The organism is Gordonia bronchialis DSM 43247 (genome assembly GCF_000024785.1).
GTDB classification, from domain to species: Bacteria; Actinomycetota; Actinomycetes; order Mycobacteriales; family Mycobacteriaceae; genus Gordonia; species Gordonia bronchialis.
This window is the reverse complement of record NC_013441.1, coordinates 648,770-665,329: the sequence shown is the minus strand read 5'-3', so window position 1 is coordinate 665,329 and position 16,560 is coordinate 648,770. Positions and strand designations below refer to the sequence as shown.

The 16,560-nt window shown below is 66.5% G+C and carries 11 protein-coding genes; 4 read left to right on the top strand and 7 right to left on the bottom strand.

Going from position 1 to position 16,560, the window contains the following annotated elements:
• Positions 1–133: 133 nt before the first annotated feature.
• Entirely contained in the window at positions 134–1,207 is a 1,074-nt protein-coding gene (locus GBRO_RS03065) for an IS630 family transposase (protein ID WP_012832538.1), read from the top strand.
• Here GBRO_RS03065 and GBRO_RS03060 read toward each other — a convergent pair.
• Both GBRO_RS03060 and GBRO_RS03055 read right to left on the bottom strand, forming a co-directional pair.
• The gene (locus GBRO_RS03060) at positions 1,204–4,728 is read right to left on the bottom strand and encodes a non-ribosomal peptide synthetase (RefSeq protein ID WP_012832537.1); all 3,525 of its coding nucleotides are present in this window, start codon (positions 4,726–4,728) and stop codon (positions 1,204–1,206) included. The genes GBRO_RS03065 and GBRO_RS03060 overlap by 4 nt on opposite strands.
• The gene (locus GBRO_RS03055) at positions 4,725–6,092 is read right to left on the bottom strand and encodes a salicylate synthase (RefSeq protein WP_012832536.1); all 1,368 of its coding nucleotides are present in this window, start codon (positions 6,090–6,092) and stop codon (positions 4,725–4,727) included. Before GBRO_RS03055 ends, GBRO_RS03060 begins: the two co-directional genes overlap by 4 nt.
• Positions 6,093–6,220: 128 nt before the next feature.
• Between GBRO_RS03055 and GBRO_RS03050 the strand changes: the two genes are divergently transcribed.
• Positions 6,221–7,909, top strand: coding sequence for a (2,3-dihydroxybenzoyl)adenylate synthase (locus tag GBRO_RS03050; RefSeq protein WP_012832535.1), 1,689 nt, complete (start codon positions 6,221–6,223; stop codon positions 7,907–7,909).
• Between the two features lie 211 nt (positions 7,910–8,120).
• Here GBRO_RS03050 and GBRO_RS03045 read toward each other — a convergent pair whose 3' ends face one another.
• From GBRO_RS03045 to GBRO_RS03030, 4 genes are read right to left on the bottom strand one after another with little or no spacing between them, the layout of a single operon-like run.
• A complete protein-coding gene (locus GBRO_RS03045; protein WP_012832534.1) occupies positions 8,121–9,776 on the bottom strand; it encodes an ABC transporter family substrate-binding protein in 1,656 nt (551 codons plus the stop codon).
• On the bottom strand, positions 9,773–11,926 hold the full coding sequence (locus GBRO_RS03040; protein WP_052298354.1) for a dipeptide ABC transporter ATP-binding protein: 2,154 nt from the start codon (positions 11,924–11,926) through the stop codon (positions 9,773–9,775). The genes GBRO_RS03045 and GBRO_RS03040 overlap by 4 nt, the downstream gene beginning before the upstream one ends.
• A gap of 10 nt (positions 11,927–11,936) precedes the next feature.
• Positions 11,937–12,923 (bottom strand): ABC transporter permease, encoded by a 987-nt coding sequence (locus GBRO_RS03035; protein ID WP_041919694.1) that lies wholly within the window; start codon positions 12,921–12,923, stop codon positions 11,937–11,939.
• The gene (locus GBRO_RS03030) at positions 12,924–13,907 is read right to left on the bottom strand and encodes an ABC transporter permease (protein WP_012832531.1); all 984 of its coding nucleotides are present in this window, start codon (positions 13,905–13,907) and stop codon (positions 12,924–12,926) included. It abuts the gene before it with no gap.
• A 147-nt stretch (positions 13,908–14,054) separates the two neighbouring features.
• On the opposite strand from GBRO_RS03030, the gene GBRO_RS03025 reads away from it, so the two are divergent.
• Positions 14,055–14,843 carry an HAD-IIA family hydrolase gene (locus GBRO_RS03025; RefSeq protein ID WP_012832530.1) on the top strand — a complete coding sequence of 263 codons (789 nt, stop codon included), beginning with the start codon at positions 14,055–14,057 and terminating at the stop codon, positions 14,841–14,843.
• A 138-nt stretch (positions 14,844–14,981) separates the two neighbouring features.
• Here the strand turns inward: GBRO_RS03025 and GBRO_RS03020 are convergent, their stop codons facing one another.
• Positions 14,982–15,362, bottom strand: a complete 381-nt coding sequence (locus GBRO_RS03020; protein WP_012832529.1) for an SHOCT domain-containing protein — start codon at positions 15,360–15,362, stop codon at positions 14,982–14,984.
• Positions 15,363–15,506: 144 nt separating this feature from the next.
• On the opposite strand from GBRO_RS03020, the gene GBRO_RS03015 reads away from it, so the two are divergent.
• Entirely contained in the window at positions 15,507–16,559 is a 1,053-nt protein-coding gene (locus GBRO_RS03015; protein WP_012832528.1) for an LLM class flavin-dependent oxidoreductase, read from the top strand.
• Position 16,560 lies beyond the last annotated feature (1 nt).

Below are 16,560 nucleotides of genomic sequence, written 5' to 3'. Positions count from 1 at the left end.
AGCTACTGGATGTACCTGCGACGACGCCAACGCAGCGCGGCGCCGCCTGGGCGTCGGAATCGTCAACGAATTTCCAACACGGGACACTAGTGGTCCGGGGGATAAAATAGTTTACGTTTGATAGTATGTGGGAATGGTGAATCGTGCTGCGGCTCCGCTGTTGTTGGTTGATGGGGATCGGGCACGGTTGGAGGGGTTGGTGCGGGCTTCGACGACGCCGGCCGGTCTGACGCGGCGGGCTCGGATGTGTTTGATGTCAGCCGATGGAACAGCGAAGGCCGACATTGCCGCGGTGGTGGGGGTGTCACGGCCGACGGTCGACAAGTGGCTGCAGCGCTACCGGGTTGGTGGGGTGGAGGCGTTGGTCGATGAGCAGCGCTCGGGGCGCCCGACCGAGATTGACGAGTCCAAGATCATCGCCGCCACCTTGCAGCGGCCACCGAAATCTCTGGGAGTCACCCACTGGTCGGCCCGCTTGTTGGCGCCGCGGGTCGGGGTCGATCACACCACGGTCTCGCGGGTGTGGCGCAAGTACAAGGTCACCCCCTGGCGCAGCGAGACGTTCAAGTTCTCCAACGACCCCGACCTCGACGCCAAGGTGGTCGATGTTGTTGGCCTGTATATGAATCCGCCGGAGAATGCGATCGTGCTCAGCATCGATGAGAAAAGCCAGATCCAGGCTCTCGACCGCACTCAACCGACGTTGCCGATGGCGCCGGGGCACTGCGAGCAACGCACGCATGATTACATTCGTCACGGCACCACGACCTTGTTCGCCGCACTAAACATCGCCACCGGCGAGGTCACCACCCAATGCAAACCGCGTCACCGCCATCAAGAGTTCCTCGCGTTCCTCAAACACGTCGCGAAAACCTATCCCGACCACCACCTGCACCTGGTCATGGACAACTACGGCACCCACAAGAAAGCCGAGGTAAAGGACTGGCTCGCCCAGAACCCCCGGATCACAGTGCATTTCACACCGACTTCCGGATCCTGGATGAACATGATCGAGGCCTGGTTCGCCATCATCGAACGCCAAGCGATCCACCGCGGCACCTTCACCAGCGTTCCCGACCTCGTCGCCGCCATCCGCCGATTCGTCACCAGCTGGAACACCCGCTGCGAACCATTTGTGTGGACCAAACCCGCGAATGAAATACTCGACAAAATCAAACGTAAACGAATTTCAAACACGGGCCACTAGGGCAGGCCACCCACCTCGGCCGCGACGGCCTCGTCATCCATGGCGGCGACCTCGAGGTAGAGCGCAGCCACCTCGGCGAGCCGTCCCGGGCGCTCATCCGTCTCATCGAGTCGTCGGGCGAGGGCACGGATTGTCCTGGTGGCGAACACATCACGCACACCGGCCTGCGGTGCGTCCAGCCATTCCCGGACCCGGGCAACCAGAGTGGTGGCCAACACGGAGTCGCCGCCGATGGCGAAGAAGTCGTCGGTGACACCGATCTCGTCGGCCGGCCGGGAGATCAGCTCGGCGACGACCGCACGCAACGCCTCTTCCAGATCGCCTGCCGGGCCGACGATCTCATTTCTCGCCGTCTGCCGGCTGAGCAGCGTCGTGATGGCGCGCCGATCATGCTTTCCGTTGGAGGTCAACGGGATGGCATCGACGATCACGACGGTGGACGGCACCATGTAGGCGGGCAGGACCGCGCGCAACGCGTCCGCCACGGCCGCCCCATCGGATGGCCCGTCGTCGTCGACGGTGATCACCGCTGCCAGCGACCGGCCACCGTCGGCGACCAGACTCGCGACCGCGGTGCGCACGCCGGGCAGAGCGCGCAGGGCACCCTCGACCTCACCGAGTTCGACTCGGAAGCCACGGATTTTCACCTGGTGATCGGCACGCCCGAGGAACTCGATGGTCCCGTCCGGCCAGTAGCGGGCCAGGTCACCGGTGCGGTACCAACGGATTCCGTCGACGGTGACGAATCGCTGCGCGGTTCGTTCGGGGTCGTTTCGGTAGCCGTGGGCGACGCCGGCGCCGCCCACCCACAGCTCGCCGGTCACCCAGTCGGGACAGTCACGGCCGGCGGCGTCGACCACCCGGCACACCACATTGCGCAACGGCGTGCCGAACGGGATCGCCCGCCAGTGTTCGGGTACCGCCGAGGTCGGCGGCACCTCGCACACGGTGCCGTGGATGGCGATCTCGGTGGCACCGCCGAGGCCGGCGAAGCGCGCCCCCGGGACCAGCGCATGCAACCGCCCGGGCAGGTCGGTGCCCACCCAATCGCCGCCGAGGAGAGTGGCGCGCAACGAATCACCGAGGCCGAGCGGGTCTGTGTGTGCGGCGGTCAGCAACATGTCCAGCGCACTCGGTACGCAGGTGAGGATCGATACCCGGTGCCGCCGAATGAGTTCCGCCCATGCTGCGGGGTCACGTGCGGCGTCACCACTGACGGCGACCACGGCACCGCCCGCGCTGTACAGGCCGAAGATGTCGTAGACGGAGATGTCGAATTCGAGTGCGGCCACGGTGAGGGAGCGGTCGTCGGGTCCGACGCCGAAGCGCTCGTTGACGTCGTCGATGGTGTTCATCGCCGCACGGTGCGGAACCTCGACACCCTTGGGGGTACCGGTGGAGCCGGAGGTGAACAGTACGTAGGCCACATCTTCGGGATCACCGACGACCGGCGCGTCGCGCGGCACCGCGGTACGCGCCGACGCGAGATCGATGACGGTGACCGAATCCGGCACTCCCGCAGGCACATCGACGCCGAGCAGGTGGCGAATCCCTCCGGTGTCCAGGATGGTGGCGCGTCGGGCGGGCGGGTGGTCGTGCGCAATCGGCACCCAGACGCACCCCGCCGCGAACACACCGAGAGTGGCCGCTACCTGATCCGGACCCTTGGGCACCTGCACGGCGACGGCATCACCGACACCCGCGCCGGCCGCATGCAACGCCGCCGCGACCGCGAGCGCGTCGTCGGCGAGTTCCCCATAGGTGGCGCTGCCCCCGTCCCAGAGCAGCGCGGTCCGGTGCGGTTCACGTCCGGCGATGGCGAAGAACTCCTGATGCAGCACACGGCCAGTCGACGGACCGGCGGTGTCGTTGACCCGGTCGCGGACCGCTCGCTGCTCGGCGGGTAGGGCGTCGACGACGGGCCGGTCCCAGCCGCCGTCGGTGCCGATGAGTTCGTCGATCATCGACGTGTAACGGGTGAACATCGCGTCCACCACGCCGTCGGGGAAGGCTGCCGATCGCACATCCCAGTTGAGCAGGAGCCCACCGCGTACCTCGGTCACCTGTGCGTCGAGCGTCACCTGCGGACCCTGCGAGATGATCCACGTCGGCTCACCCAACCGGTCGAGCACGTCGTCGGAGAACAACTCGCCCAGCCCGAGCGCGCTCGTGTAGACGACCGGCGCCAGCACGTGCTCACCGTGCTGCCGGCCGAGATCACGCAGGACGTCGAGAGCACCGTAGCCGGCATGGGACCCGTTGGCGTGCATCGTCTTCTGCATTGCCTGCGCCAGTGACAGCAGCGAATCGGCACTGTCGGCGTCGACGTCGATCAGCACCGAGGAACTGAAATCGCCGGACAGTCTGTCCACGTCCGGGTGGATCTGCTCGCGATGGAACAGCGGGACATTCAGCAGGAATCGGTCCGCGCCGGACCAGCCGCGAATGGTCGCGGCGAAGACCGCGGCGAGGGCGATCGCCGGGGTGATGCCCTGCCGGTGGGCGGCATCGAGCAGTTGCTGTTTGACCGTGGGGTCCAGCCAGCGGTGAAAGCGGACGACCCGTGTGCTGTCGGCGGGACCGCCGGTGCGTGCGGGTAGCGCCGGGCCGAGTGGCAGTTCGGGGAGACGTCGACGCCACCATTGCTGATCGGATTCCCGGTCCGGATCAGGATGGGCGGCACGATGATTCAGGTAATCCCGGTACGTGAACGCCGCGGGTGCCGGTTGGGCGCCGTCGTAGAGTGCGACGAGATCGGCGAGCAGCAACCGGTAGCTCATGGCGTCGGCGGCCAGCATGTCGATGTCGAAGTGGATGCGGTGGCGGCCGTCGGGCAGCAGGGTGACGGTGAGGTCGACAACCTCTCCGGCGGCGACATCGAGAACCTGATGGCTCTTCTCCTCGCGGCGCCGGTCGAGTTCGTCGGCCACCTGTTCGGCGCCGGCTTGGCGCAGATCGTGAACCCGGAACGGATTGTGCGGCAGGTCGTCGAGGACCTGCTGGGTGCCGTCGGGAAGGAACCGGGCCCGGAGCATCGGGTGCAGGCGCACGAGCCTCCGCATGGCCTCGCCGAGTCGTGCCGGATCTATTCCGTCGCCGTCGAATTCGACGTACAGGTGCGCGGCGACACCACCGAGCTCGGCGACGTCGGAACGACCTATCCAGAAGGCGTGCTGCATGGGCGCGAGTGGGAACGGATCGTCGGCCCGGTCGACCGACTCCAGGTCCACCGACTCCTGCGCCGACGGTTCGTGCGCCACGTGAGCCTCGTCCTCAGCGGGCGATGTGGCGGTCTCGGGCCGGGTCTCGTCGAGCCGTGCCGCCCATGCCGCCACGGTCGGTTCGGCGGCGAGTTGCGCGAAGTTCAGGCGGTGCCCTTGTTTGCGCCATCCGCCGGCGATCTTCATGATCCGGATGGAGTCCAGCCCGAGTTCGATGAGGTCATCGGCGTCGCCGATCTCGTATTCTGAGATACCGAGGGCCTCAGCCACTTTCTGGCGGACGTCGGTCTGCGAACTCACTTCCCGGCACCTTCCCGCACCTCGGCGCGGCGCACCAGGAAGGGTGCGACGCTGCTCAGCTTCTCGCAGGTCTCCTCGTACTCACGCTCCGGCGTCGACTGCCCGACGATCCCGGCACCGGCCCGAATCCATGCGCCCTCCGCGGACGCGAAGACGGTGCGCAGTGCCAGGGTCGCCTCGAGTTGCCCCGCCGACGACGCGGTGAGCACGGCACCGGAGTACAGACCTCGGCGGTGCTCCTCGAGTCGGTAGATCGCTTCCAGCGCAGGTGTTTTCGGAATTCCAGAAGCAGTGATGGACGGGAACAGCGCCTCCAGTGCCTGCCACGGATCGTGGTGCGCGGCGAGCTGCCCGCGTACCGTCGACGCCAGATGCTGGACGCTGCCACGACGCCGGATGGCCATGAACTCGGTCACCGCCGTGGTGTCCGGCGCCGCGACCGACTCGATCTCGGAATAGCAGGCCTTGACCGAAATAGCATGTTCGGCAATCTCTTTGGCATCGGTCATCAGCTGCCGTCGATGCCGGGCGTCATCCTCGGCAGAAGCCCCGATCGCCCGGGTTCCGGCCAACGGCTCGGTGGTCACCGAACCGTTGATATCTACGGAGACAACGAGTTCGGGACTGAAACCGGCCGCGGACATGCCGTCGAGCGAGAAGAGGAACGAGCGGGCGGGATTGTTGTGGCGACGGCCGAGGGCATAGGTGGCGGGCAGATCGATGTCATAGGGGACGGCGACCTGCCGGGACAGGATGACCTTCTGGTAATCACCGCGGTCGATCTCAGCCAGGGCGCGGCCCACGCGTTCGGTGAACCCGTCCGCATCGGTCCGCACGTCGACCGGCGACGGTGTGGGTTCAATCCACCCCCGCTCGGCAAGGGCCGTCAGCCGTGCTCGGGTCGCGCTGTCACAGCGTCCGAATCGGATGTCGTCGGCGGTCACGACCACGGTGACCTCGGGGACGATGAGGTGGGCGAGCACCGACCCGGACGGGACGAGGTGGGCCAGGTCGTGGTGGGCCGCGCAGAAGTCGAAGTTGAGATAGCCGAGCGCATCCCAGTTGTCGCTCTCGAGTGCGCCGAGCGCTCTCGACAGCGCAGTGGATGCGCGTCCCGACCACGGCGATTCGACGGTGGTCCCGTCTTCGGTGATCGCGATCGACTCGGCAGTCAGCACCACACGTGCGCGGGCACCGGCGGCAAAGGTCCATTCGCCGTCCCGTTCGTAGGCGACGTAGTCGCTGAAACCTCCGTCGGCCGCCCACCCGGCGATCACCGATGCCGAGTCCCAACGAGCCTCATCGTCCCTGGTGCGATCACCCGCCGCGGCGGCGGCCACCTCGACACCCACTGTCAACGACAAAACGCAGACCTCCGTGCTCGCTCGACCGGTTAAGGTAACCCTAACCGAGGTTGCCGGTCGTGGTAACCCCAGAATTGTGTGCCCCAGCCCACCCGCTGCGGGACGCACACAGGTGAGAGGTCCCATCAATGCCCGATCAACCGACCGTCGAGTCGACGCCGACAGCTGTGACCACCGGTTTCGTCCCCCGTCCCGCCGACTTCATCGACCGGTATCGCGCGCGCGGTTGCTACCTCGACGCCCCACTGTGGCAGTTGTTGGACGACGCCGCGACATCGTCTCCGGACAGCCCCGCCCTCACCGACCCGGGCGCCCAACCGCCACGCACCTTGACCTACGCAGCACTTCTTGCGGCCACCCGCCGTCGTGCCGGGGGTTTCCTGCGCGCCGGGCTGCGGCCGGGGCAGCGCGTCGTGGTGCAACAGAACAACACCGCGGAACTCGTCGTCAACGTGTTCGCCCTGATGCGAGCCGGGTTGCTGCCGGTCATGGCGCTACCGGCGCACCGTCGAGCCGAGATCACCCACCTTGCACGCACCTCCGGTGCCAGCGCCTACGTGACCGAGGACGGTCGGCACGGCTTCGATCATCGAACGCTGGCAACCGATCTCGTCGACGACGTGGAGTCCCTCGCGCACGTCTTCATCGACGGTGACCCAGGCGGGTTCCTGCCCTTGCCGGACGCGGACGGCGTCGAGTTGCCGAGCGCCGACGGGATCGACGCGAATCTGCCGGCTCTCTTCCTGATCTCCGGCGGCACCACGGGCCTGCCCAAGCTGATCCCCCGCACGCACAACGACTACTCGTTCAACGCCCGACGATCCGCCGAGATCGCCGGGTTGGTCGACACCGACGTCTACCTCGTAGCGCTTCCCGGGGCGCATAACTTCCCGCTGTGCTGTCCCGGCATGCTGGGGGTGATCTCGACGGGCGGGCACATCGTGCTGGGAACCGATCCGAGTCCCGACGCCGCCTTCGACCTCATCGAGACCTACGGCGTCACGGTGACCGCCCTCGTCCCCGCCCTTGCCCAGGTCTGGTGTGCTGCAACGGAATGGGAGCCCGCCGACATCAGTTCGCTGCGTTTGTTGCAAGTGGGCGGCGCGAAGCTGGCCGAGCCCGACGCCGTCGCGCTCGACGCCGCACTCGGCGACGTCGTGCAGCAGGTGTTCGGCATGGCCGAGGGACTGATCTGCTACACGCGACTCGACGATCCGCGTGAACTCGTCCACACCACGCAGGGCCGACCCATGTCCGACGACGACGAGTTGCGCGTGGTCGATGAGTCGGGTGTCGACGTGCCGGTGGGCACCGAGGGCGAACTGTTGGTGCGCGGGCCGTACACGATCCGCGGCTACTACCGGGCCGACGACCACAACACCCGGTCGTTCACCGACGACGGCTTCTATCGGTCCGGCGACCGCGTACGCGTCCTGCCGTCCGGACACGTCGCCGTGACCGGGCGCATCAAGGACACCATCGTGCGGGCCGGCGAGAACGTGGCCGCCGACGATGTGGAGGAAAGCCTGCTCGCCCACCCGTCGATTCGCCAGGTGGCGGTCATCGGATTACCCGATGACTCACTCGGAGAACGTATCTGCGCGGTCGTGGTACCCACCGACGGGCCGAAATCGCCGGCCGCCGACCTTCGCACCCTGCGGACCTTCCTCACCGATCAGGGCGTGGCCCCTTTCAAGCTCCCCGATCAGGTGATCGTGGCCACCCGCCTTCCGGTCACACCGGTCGGCAAGATCGACAAACGTGCGCTGGTCGAGGAGTTCACCGCGGCCCCGCCGACCTCCCCTCCTGCCGGTTGAACCCGAACACCCCTCCGGCTGGTTGAGCCGGCACGCACGAGCGACAGCGAGTGCGCGCCGTATCGAAACCACCAGTGAGTCGACATCGCGAGCCCCACCCGCACACATCGCGGTGGCGAACATTGTTGTCTCACTCTAGGTTTCGACGCGCCCTCGCCTAGCGGCTCGGGACGGCTCAACCAGCAGGGGGGCTGGCTCCAACCAGCAAACACTACTTCTGCCAGCCGATATCCTCCACGGGACCGACGTAGAACAGCCCGGCACCGTAGTTCGCGAGCCCCGACTTGACCGCGACCATCGTCGGTCCGTTGGACAGCGGAAGGTTGGAGAACTGAGCGAAAGCCGTGCGCTCCACCTTGTTTCCCTCGGCGATCTGCGCCTGCGGGTCGGCGATCTGCCCGACCCGCCGGATCTCGGCGTCGAGTTCCGGCGATCCGGCACCGGCCTTGTTGAGCTGCGATCCCTTGCACCACACCTGGCAGAAGTACGCCAGTCCGAAGGGATCGCTTGACGAGAACCCCATCATGAACGCGTCGAATTCCTTGTTGGTGATCACCTTTGAGAAGTCCGAGGACGGCCGCTGGACGACGTTGAGGTCGACACCGATGTTCTTCAGGATCGACTGGTAGGCACGGACGATGTTCTGCTGCGTGGGATCGTCGCCGAGGATGGGGAACGTCAGCCGAAGCCGCTGTCCACCTTTGACGCGGATACCGTCGCCCCCGACAACCCAACCGGCTTGGTCGAGAAGCTGTTTCGCCTTCTCCGGGTCGTAGTCGATGACGCCGGCGACGTTGTCGGCATATCCGGGCTGGAATGGATACAGCAGAAACGATCCAGGCAACTGTTCGGAGTAGTTCAGCCCGTTGAACTCGATCTTGGCGAGAGTGGCCCGATCCGTGCCGCGCAGGACCGCCTCGCGGACGCGGCTGTCGGAGAGGATGGCCGCCTGCATGTTGAGCACGAGCAGGGACTGTGCTGGGGTCGCCGATGTCCGGATCTGAATCCCGTCCATGGACTGGACCTGTGCCAGACGGTCCTTGGTGCCCACCCCGCTCGCGTCGATCTCGCCGTTACGGAAGGCGTTGAGTGCTGCCTGCGACTCCATCTGCCGGAACACTCGGCGATCGAGTTTGCCCGGGTTTCCCCACCACTTGGGATTGCGTTCGAAGACCACGGTCCCCTGATTGCGATCATAGGACGCGATCGTGTACGGGCCGGCACCTAGCTCGGGATGCGGATTCTGCAGGTAGCCACTGTTGTACAGCTCCGGATCGGCGGCCTTGGGGTGCAGGACATAGTTGAACAGACCGTCGACCCAGGCATAGACGCCGCGGAAGCGGACCACCACCTGCCGGTCGTTGATGCCGCGGGTCACCGAGGCGATCTGGCGGTAACCGTCGGTGGAACTGACCAGATAGCGAGGATCGGTGCCATTGCTGGTCTTCCAGGTGGCCTCGAAGGCGCGGTAGTCGATGGGTGTGCCGTCGTTGAAGAACGCCTTCGGGTTCAGCGTGTAGGTGACCGTGGTGTTGCCGTCGACGAGTTTCTTGTCGACTCGGGTCACGTAGTCCGGGTTGGGACGGTACTCACCGTCGGGTGAGAAGAACGCGAGAGTCGGGTTGTACCAACGCCACAAGGTCAGCGTGTAGGCGGTGCCATCGGCTTGGAAGGTGTTCCACTGCGGGGACACCTCAACCACGGCGGTCGTCAGGCTTCCGCCATCACGGATGTTGTCTCGCGGTTGCTCGTTGAGGTCGGCGCCGGTCACCTTCACCGGAGCACCCTCGGGGGTGCTCCCACACCCGGCCACCAGGGCGACCGCGAGGCCGATCACCGTGAGAAGTAGCACCAACCGACGTTTCATGCGTCGACCTCCAGATAATGACAGGATGCCACGTGGTCGTCGGCCGGGCCGATCGCACGCAACTCCGGATGAACGCTCCGGCACCGGGATTGGCGCTCGGGATCGAGTGTGACATACAGGGGGCAGCGCCCGGTGAAGCAGCATCCGACGATGTCGTCGGTGGGACTGGGCTGCTCACCGCGCAGCACGATCGGCGTTCGGGCGCGCTCGGCCGCCGGATCGGGGATCGGCACCGCAGACAGTAGCGCCTTGGTGTACGGATGGGCGGGTGCGTCGAAGACCTGCTCGGTCTCCCCCACCTCGACGAACTCGCCCAGATACATCACGGCCACCCGGTCGGCGAGATGCCTGATCACCGAGAGATCGTGGGCGACAACCAAATAGGCAACATCACCGGTCGACTGCAGGCGCCGGATGAGGTTGACGATCTCGGCCTGCACCGATACGTCGAGCGCCGAGAGCGGCTCGTCGAGGATGATCAGCGACGGATCGGTCGCCAACGCCCGCGCGATCGCGAGCCGCTGCCGTTGACCGCCGGAGAACGCCGCCGGGAAGCGATCGGAGTGCACCGGATCGAGCCCGACACGCGCGAGCAGATCGGTCACCTTCTGCGCGGCCTCCGACCGCGGAACCCCCAGGGCGCGAAGCGGTTCGGCAATGATGTCGAAGGCGGTGAAGCGCGGGTCGAGCGCCTCGGCCGGATCCTGGAAGACGATCGAGACGTCTTGGCGCAACGCCCGGGCCGCACGCTTGCGCACCGCCGCCGGGTCCACGCCGCCGATCCGCACGACGCCTGCCGGCTGAGCGAAATCCATCACCTCGAGCAGCGTCGTCGACTTCCCGCTGCCGGATTCGCCGACGATGGCCAACGACTCACCCGCCCGGATGTCGAAGGACACCCCACGCACCGCGCGCACCGTCCCGATCCGTCGCTTGAGTAATCCACTGGTCAGCGGGAAGAGTTTCGTCATCCCGGCGACGTCGAGCACGATGTCCCGTTGCGCTCGCGGTACGGACACGACCTCGGCACGCGCCACCACTTCGGGTTCGGGATACACGGGCCGTTGCGCGCCGGCCGCGTCGACCAGTACGCCGTTGCCGACGATCTCGGCGGAGCGCACGCACGCGGCCGTATGCGCGGCGGCGGTGTGTTCATCGGCGGTGTGCCCACCGGGGCCACCCACATCATGCAAAGCCGGTTCGGCAGAACGACATTCGTCGATCGCGAGGGGACACCGGGGCGCGAACATGCATTGATCGGGCGGGTCGATCAGCACCGGCGGCGAGCCAGGGATCGGCACCAAGGCGTCGACGCGTCGATCCACGCGAGGCACCGCACCGAGAAGCCCGATGGTGTAGGGCATCCGCGGCTCACGGAAAAGGGTGTCGACGTCGGCCTGCTCCACCGGCCGGCCCGCATACATCACCACGACGTCGTCGGCGGTACCGGCCACCACACCGAGATCGTGAGTGATGAGCAGGACCGCGGCACCGGTCTCCCGTTGCGCGGTCGCCAGCAGATCGAGGATCTGCGCCTGGATGGTCACATCCAGAGCGGTGGTCGGTTCGTCGGCGACGATCACGGCCGGGTCATTGGCCATCGCCATCGCGATCATGACTCGCTGGCGCATCCCGCCGGACAGTTCATGCGGGTAGGCCTTGGCTCGGCGCACGGGGTCGGGGATGCCGACGAGCTCGAGCAGTTCCACCGCCCGGTCCCACGCCTGCCGGCTTTCGATGCGCTGATGAGCCGCCAGCGCCTCGACGATCTGCGCGCCGACGGTGAAGACCGGAGTCAGTGACGACAGCGGGTCCTGGAAGATCATCGCGATCTCGTTGCCGCGGATGCGCGACATCTCCTTGTCAGACCGGCCGATGAGTTCACGATCGCCGAGTCGCACCGATCCGCTGATCCGGGCGGAGTCGGGCAGCAGCCCGAGCAGCGCCATCGCCGACACCGACTTACCCGAACCGCTCTCGCCGACGATGGCCGTTGTCCGACCGGCCCGTAATTCATACGACAATCCGCGAACGGCCTGCACGCGGCCGGCTTCGCTGCCGAAGGAGACGTGCAAATCGTCGACGCGCAGGACCACCTCGCCCGGTTCGGCTACCTCGGCGAGAACGTCGTGATCAAGAGCCTCTGTCACGATGCCCCCGTCACGACGCGCCACCGCGGGTCGACGTCGGGTCGAAGGCGTCGCGCAGACCGTCGGCCACCAGGGCCATCGAGATCGTCAGCAGCGCGAGCGCCCCGGCCGGGAACCAGAACAGCCACGGCGAGGCCTCCAGCGATCCGGTCCCCGCCTGCAGCAGCGCACCGAGCGACACGTCGGGGATCTTGACGCCGAATCCGAGGAACGACAGACCCGTCTCGGTGAGCACCGTGGCGACCACACCGAGCGCGAGGTTGATCACCAGCAGCGACGCCATGTTGGGCAGGATATGCCGGACGATGATCACGATCGCCGGCACACCGAGGTAGCGTGCCGCGGTGACGTAATCGCGCTCCTTGATCGACAGGGCCATGGAATGGATGACGCGCGCCAGCATCATCCAGCCGAAGGCGACGAGCACCACGATGAGCCAGCGCCAGTCGCCTCCGGTCTTGTTGGACACCAGCGCAAGGATCAGGAACGACGGCACCACCAGCAGGATGTAGATGGTGCCGAGGATCACGCGTTGCGTCGTCCCGCCGAAGTAGGCCGACAGGCCGCCCAGCAGCGCCGCGATCACCGCCGTGCCGACCGACACCGCCACGGCGATGGTCAGCGAACGCTGCAGCCCGTGGACCACCTGTGCGTAGAGGTCATTGCCCGCGTCGTTGGTGCCGAACCAATGCTCGGGTGACGGCGGATAGCCGATGGCCGCGAAGTCGGTGTCGGTATACGAATACTCGGTGAACATGCCGCCGAACAGGGAGAACAGCACCAACAGCACAAAGATCGCCGATCCGACGAGTGCCGGCCGGTTGCGGGCGAACCGCTTCGCCAGGATCTTGGTGCGACCCGACCGTCGAAGCGCGATCGGCGCCGACGGGTGGTCACTCTCTTCGAAGACCCCGCCGGTCTCACCCATCAGCGGCACCGACGCTGCGTCGTGTGCGCCGGCGCCCGGGCGGGTCGGTTCCGGAGGCATCATGCTCATTCAGCTCACCCGCACTCTCGGATCGAGATAGACCACCACGACGTCGGCCAGGATTGCGCCGATGGCAGTGGCCGTCGCGCCGAAGGCGGCCACCGCGACCACCCCATTGATGTCGTTGGTGTTGATCGAACTCACGAAGTAGCGGCCCATCCCTTCCCACGCGAAGATCGTCTCGGTCAGGACGGCCCCGGTGAAGACCGCGGGGATCGCGAAGGCGATACCCACCGCGACCGGGATGATCGCGGTACGCAGCGCGTGTTTGCGGACGGCGCGGCCCCGGGTGAGGCCTTTGGCGCGGGCGGTGCGGACGTAGTCGGAGTTGATGGTGTCGAGCAGCAGCGACCGCTGCAGCAGGTGCAGCCCGCCATAACCGCTGATCACCAGGGTGAGTGTGGGCAGGATGAGGTGCTGTGCGCGGTCGGCGAGTGAGGCCCAGAATCCCTGCACGTCCACGCTCTCTGACCCCGACACATAGAACGCGGTGTGCCCGAGTGCCTGGTTGAGGTAGATGCCGAGCAACACGATGCCGAGACCGAGGACCGGCACGGGCAGGTTGATCGTGGCCAGCGAGACTAGTTGCCACGCACGGTCGGACAGCTTGTACTGCCGCAACGCGGTGTACACACCGACGGCCAGGCCGAGCAGGATCGAGATGATCGTCGCCGCGGTGAGTAGCTGCACCGACGACCACATCCGGAAGCTGATCTGCTCGTTGACACTGAGCCCGACGGGCGTCTTTCCCCAATCCCAGTGCAGCACAACCCCCGTCAGCCAGGTCCACCAGCGCTCCAGCACTGGGACCTTGTCGTTGAGGTTGTAGGAGCTCAGCGTCGCGTCGACCACGCTGTCGGGTAGCGGGGGCCTGCGCGCCACGTAGTTGGAGCGCGGGTCGAGCATCGCGTTCGCCAGGAAGTACGTCAGATTGGTCGCGACAAACACCAGCACGGCCCACACGGCAAGGCGCTTGCTCAGGTACGCGATCACATCCGCTCCACAGGTCGGTCGGCAGGGCCGTCCGGGGTGGACAGATCTCCTCGACCCCCCGGGCTGAAGGACCATTGTGTCAGTGCGCCGACGGTTGCGCCCTGTTTCCCCGCGCGGTGGCGTGCAATCCCGACCATAATCGGCCTCATGTCCTGGACGTATCTGATGGATATGGACGGTGTGCTGGTCCGCGAAGAGCACCTGATCCCCGGCGCCGACGCCTTCCTCGGTGAGTTACGTGCCACCGGGACCCCATTCACGGTGCTCACCAACAACTCGATCCGCACCCCGCGTGACCTGCGGGCCCGGCTGTTGCGGACCGGACTCGACGTCCCCGAGGAGTCCATCTGGACCTCGGCGCTCGCAACGGCCCGGTTCCTGGAATCACAGCGACCGGAAGGGACCGCATATGTGGTCGGCGAGTCGGGGCTGACGACCGCACTGCACGAGATCGGTTACGTCATCACCGACTCCGACCCCGACTACGTGGTCCTCGGCGAGACGCGCACCTACTCGTTCGAGGCGATCACCACCGCCATCCGCCTTGTCGAGCAGGGTGCCCGGTTCATCGCCACCAACCCCGACGCGACCGGGCCGTCGACCGGCGGCTCGCTACCGGCGACCGGCGCTGTCGCCGCTCTGATCACCCGGGCGACCGGCCGCGAGCCGTATTACGTGGGCAAACCGAACCCGCTGATGATGCGTACCGCCATGCGGCGGATGGGGGCTCATTCGGAGGATTCGCTGATGATCGGCGACCGCATGGACACCGATGTCATCTCCGGTATGGAAGCCGGCATGCACACGATCCTGGTCCTGTCCGGGATCTCGACCGCAGCCTCGGTGGAGCTGTACCCGTACCGTCCGACGCTGGTGATCGAGTCGGTCGCTGATCTCGTCGGGCGCACCGGCGATCCGTTTCCGGTGGAGACGTGAGTCCCGTGGCCGCCGTCGAAAACTGAACCCGGGAGGCCCGCGCGCGGATAGTCCACCCGGTCCGCGGGGGCGTACAGAACTCAGCACCGACGACGACGCCCGCACCGGTTCCGGTGCGGGCGTGTCGTCGAATGAAGGTCAGCTCAGGGCTTTGGCCTTGAGTGCGTCGAATTCGTCCTGCGTGATGGCTCCGGAGTCGAGCAGCGACTTGGCCTCGGAGATCTGCTGCGCGGGCGTCGACCCTGCAACGGACTTGATGTACTCATCCGACGCCTGCTTGGCGTCGGCGTAGGCCTCACGCTGACGCTCGGCCATCCCCTTGCCCTTTGCGAGGAGATACACGATGGCGGTGAGGTACGGGAAGATGATCAGGAAGATCACCCACACCGCCTTGGCCCAGCCGGAGGCCGCCTTGTCGCGGAAGAGGTCGGCGATGATGTGCCATAGGACGATCAGGTAAGCGACGAACGCGAAGATGACGATCGTGTACCAGATGAAATCCCAGAACGAGTCCCACACGGGAGTTCTCCTTCTTAGAAGATGTGAGGCCGCACGCGGCGCTCGTTGACCAGAGCAGCATGTCAAACGTCCGTACCGATCTCTACGACAATGGACCAAGTCAGGACCTTGTGCCCGAGATTTCATCCGGTAAGGGTGAAAGGCATGGATCAGCAACCGGCAGGACCGGCGATCGAACTCGGCCTCGACACCTTCGGCGACGTCACCGTCGACTCCGACGGCACTCCCGTCTCCGGTGCGCAGACCCTACGCAACGTGCTCACGCAGGCAGTGCTCGCCGACGAGGTGGGCGTCGACTTCCTCGGCGTCGGCGAGCATCACCGGGATGACTACGCGGTGTCGGCCCCCGAGGTCGTCCTCGCCGCGATCGCCGCCCGCACGAGTCGCATGCGTCTCGGATCGGCGGTCACCGTGCTCAGCTCCGACGACCCCATCCGAGTGTTCGAACGGTTCGCCACGCTCGACGCGGTGTCGTCGGGACGCGCGGAGGTGATCCTCGGCCGTGGCTCGTTCACCGAGTCCTTCCCGCTCTTCGGCTACGACCTCGCCGACTACGAAGAACTGTTCACCGACAAACTCGCCCTCTTCGATCAGCTCCGCACCGGAGAACCGGTCACCTGGTCCGGGTCGACGCGGAGCCCGCTGTCGGGTCAGGTGGTCTATCCGCGGCTCGAGTCGCCACCGCTGCCGACGTGGATCGCCGTCGGCGGCAGTCCCGAATCGGTGATCCGCGCCGCGGGGTACGGGCTGCCGCTGATGCTGGCTATCATCGGCGGTGAGCCGCTGCGCTTCAAGCCCTACGTCGACCTGTACCACCGTGCCCTGCGGGAGATGGAGCAGCCGTCACAGCCGGTGGGCGTGCACTCCCCCGGCCACGTCGCCGATACCGATGAGCTTGCCCGCGAACAACTCTGGCCGCACTACCGAACCTATGTCGGACGCATCGGTGCCGAGCGCGGGTGGCCGCCACCGACCCGCATCGAGTTCGATCGCTCGACCGGACCGGGCGGATCGCTCTACGCCGGATCACCCGAGACGGTGGCCCGCAAGATCGCCGATACCGTGCGTGCGCTGGGATTGAGCCGCTTCGACCTCAAATACTCGCACGGCACGCTCGGCCACGACGAACTGATGCGCAGCATCGAACTGTATGGGACGCAGGTGATCCCGCGGGTGCGCGAGTTGCTCGCGGAGTAGC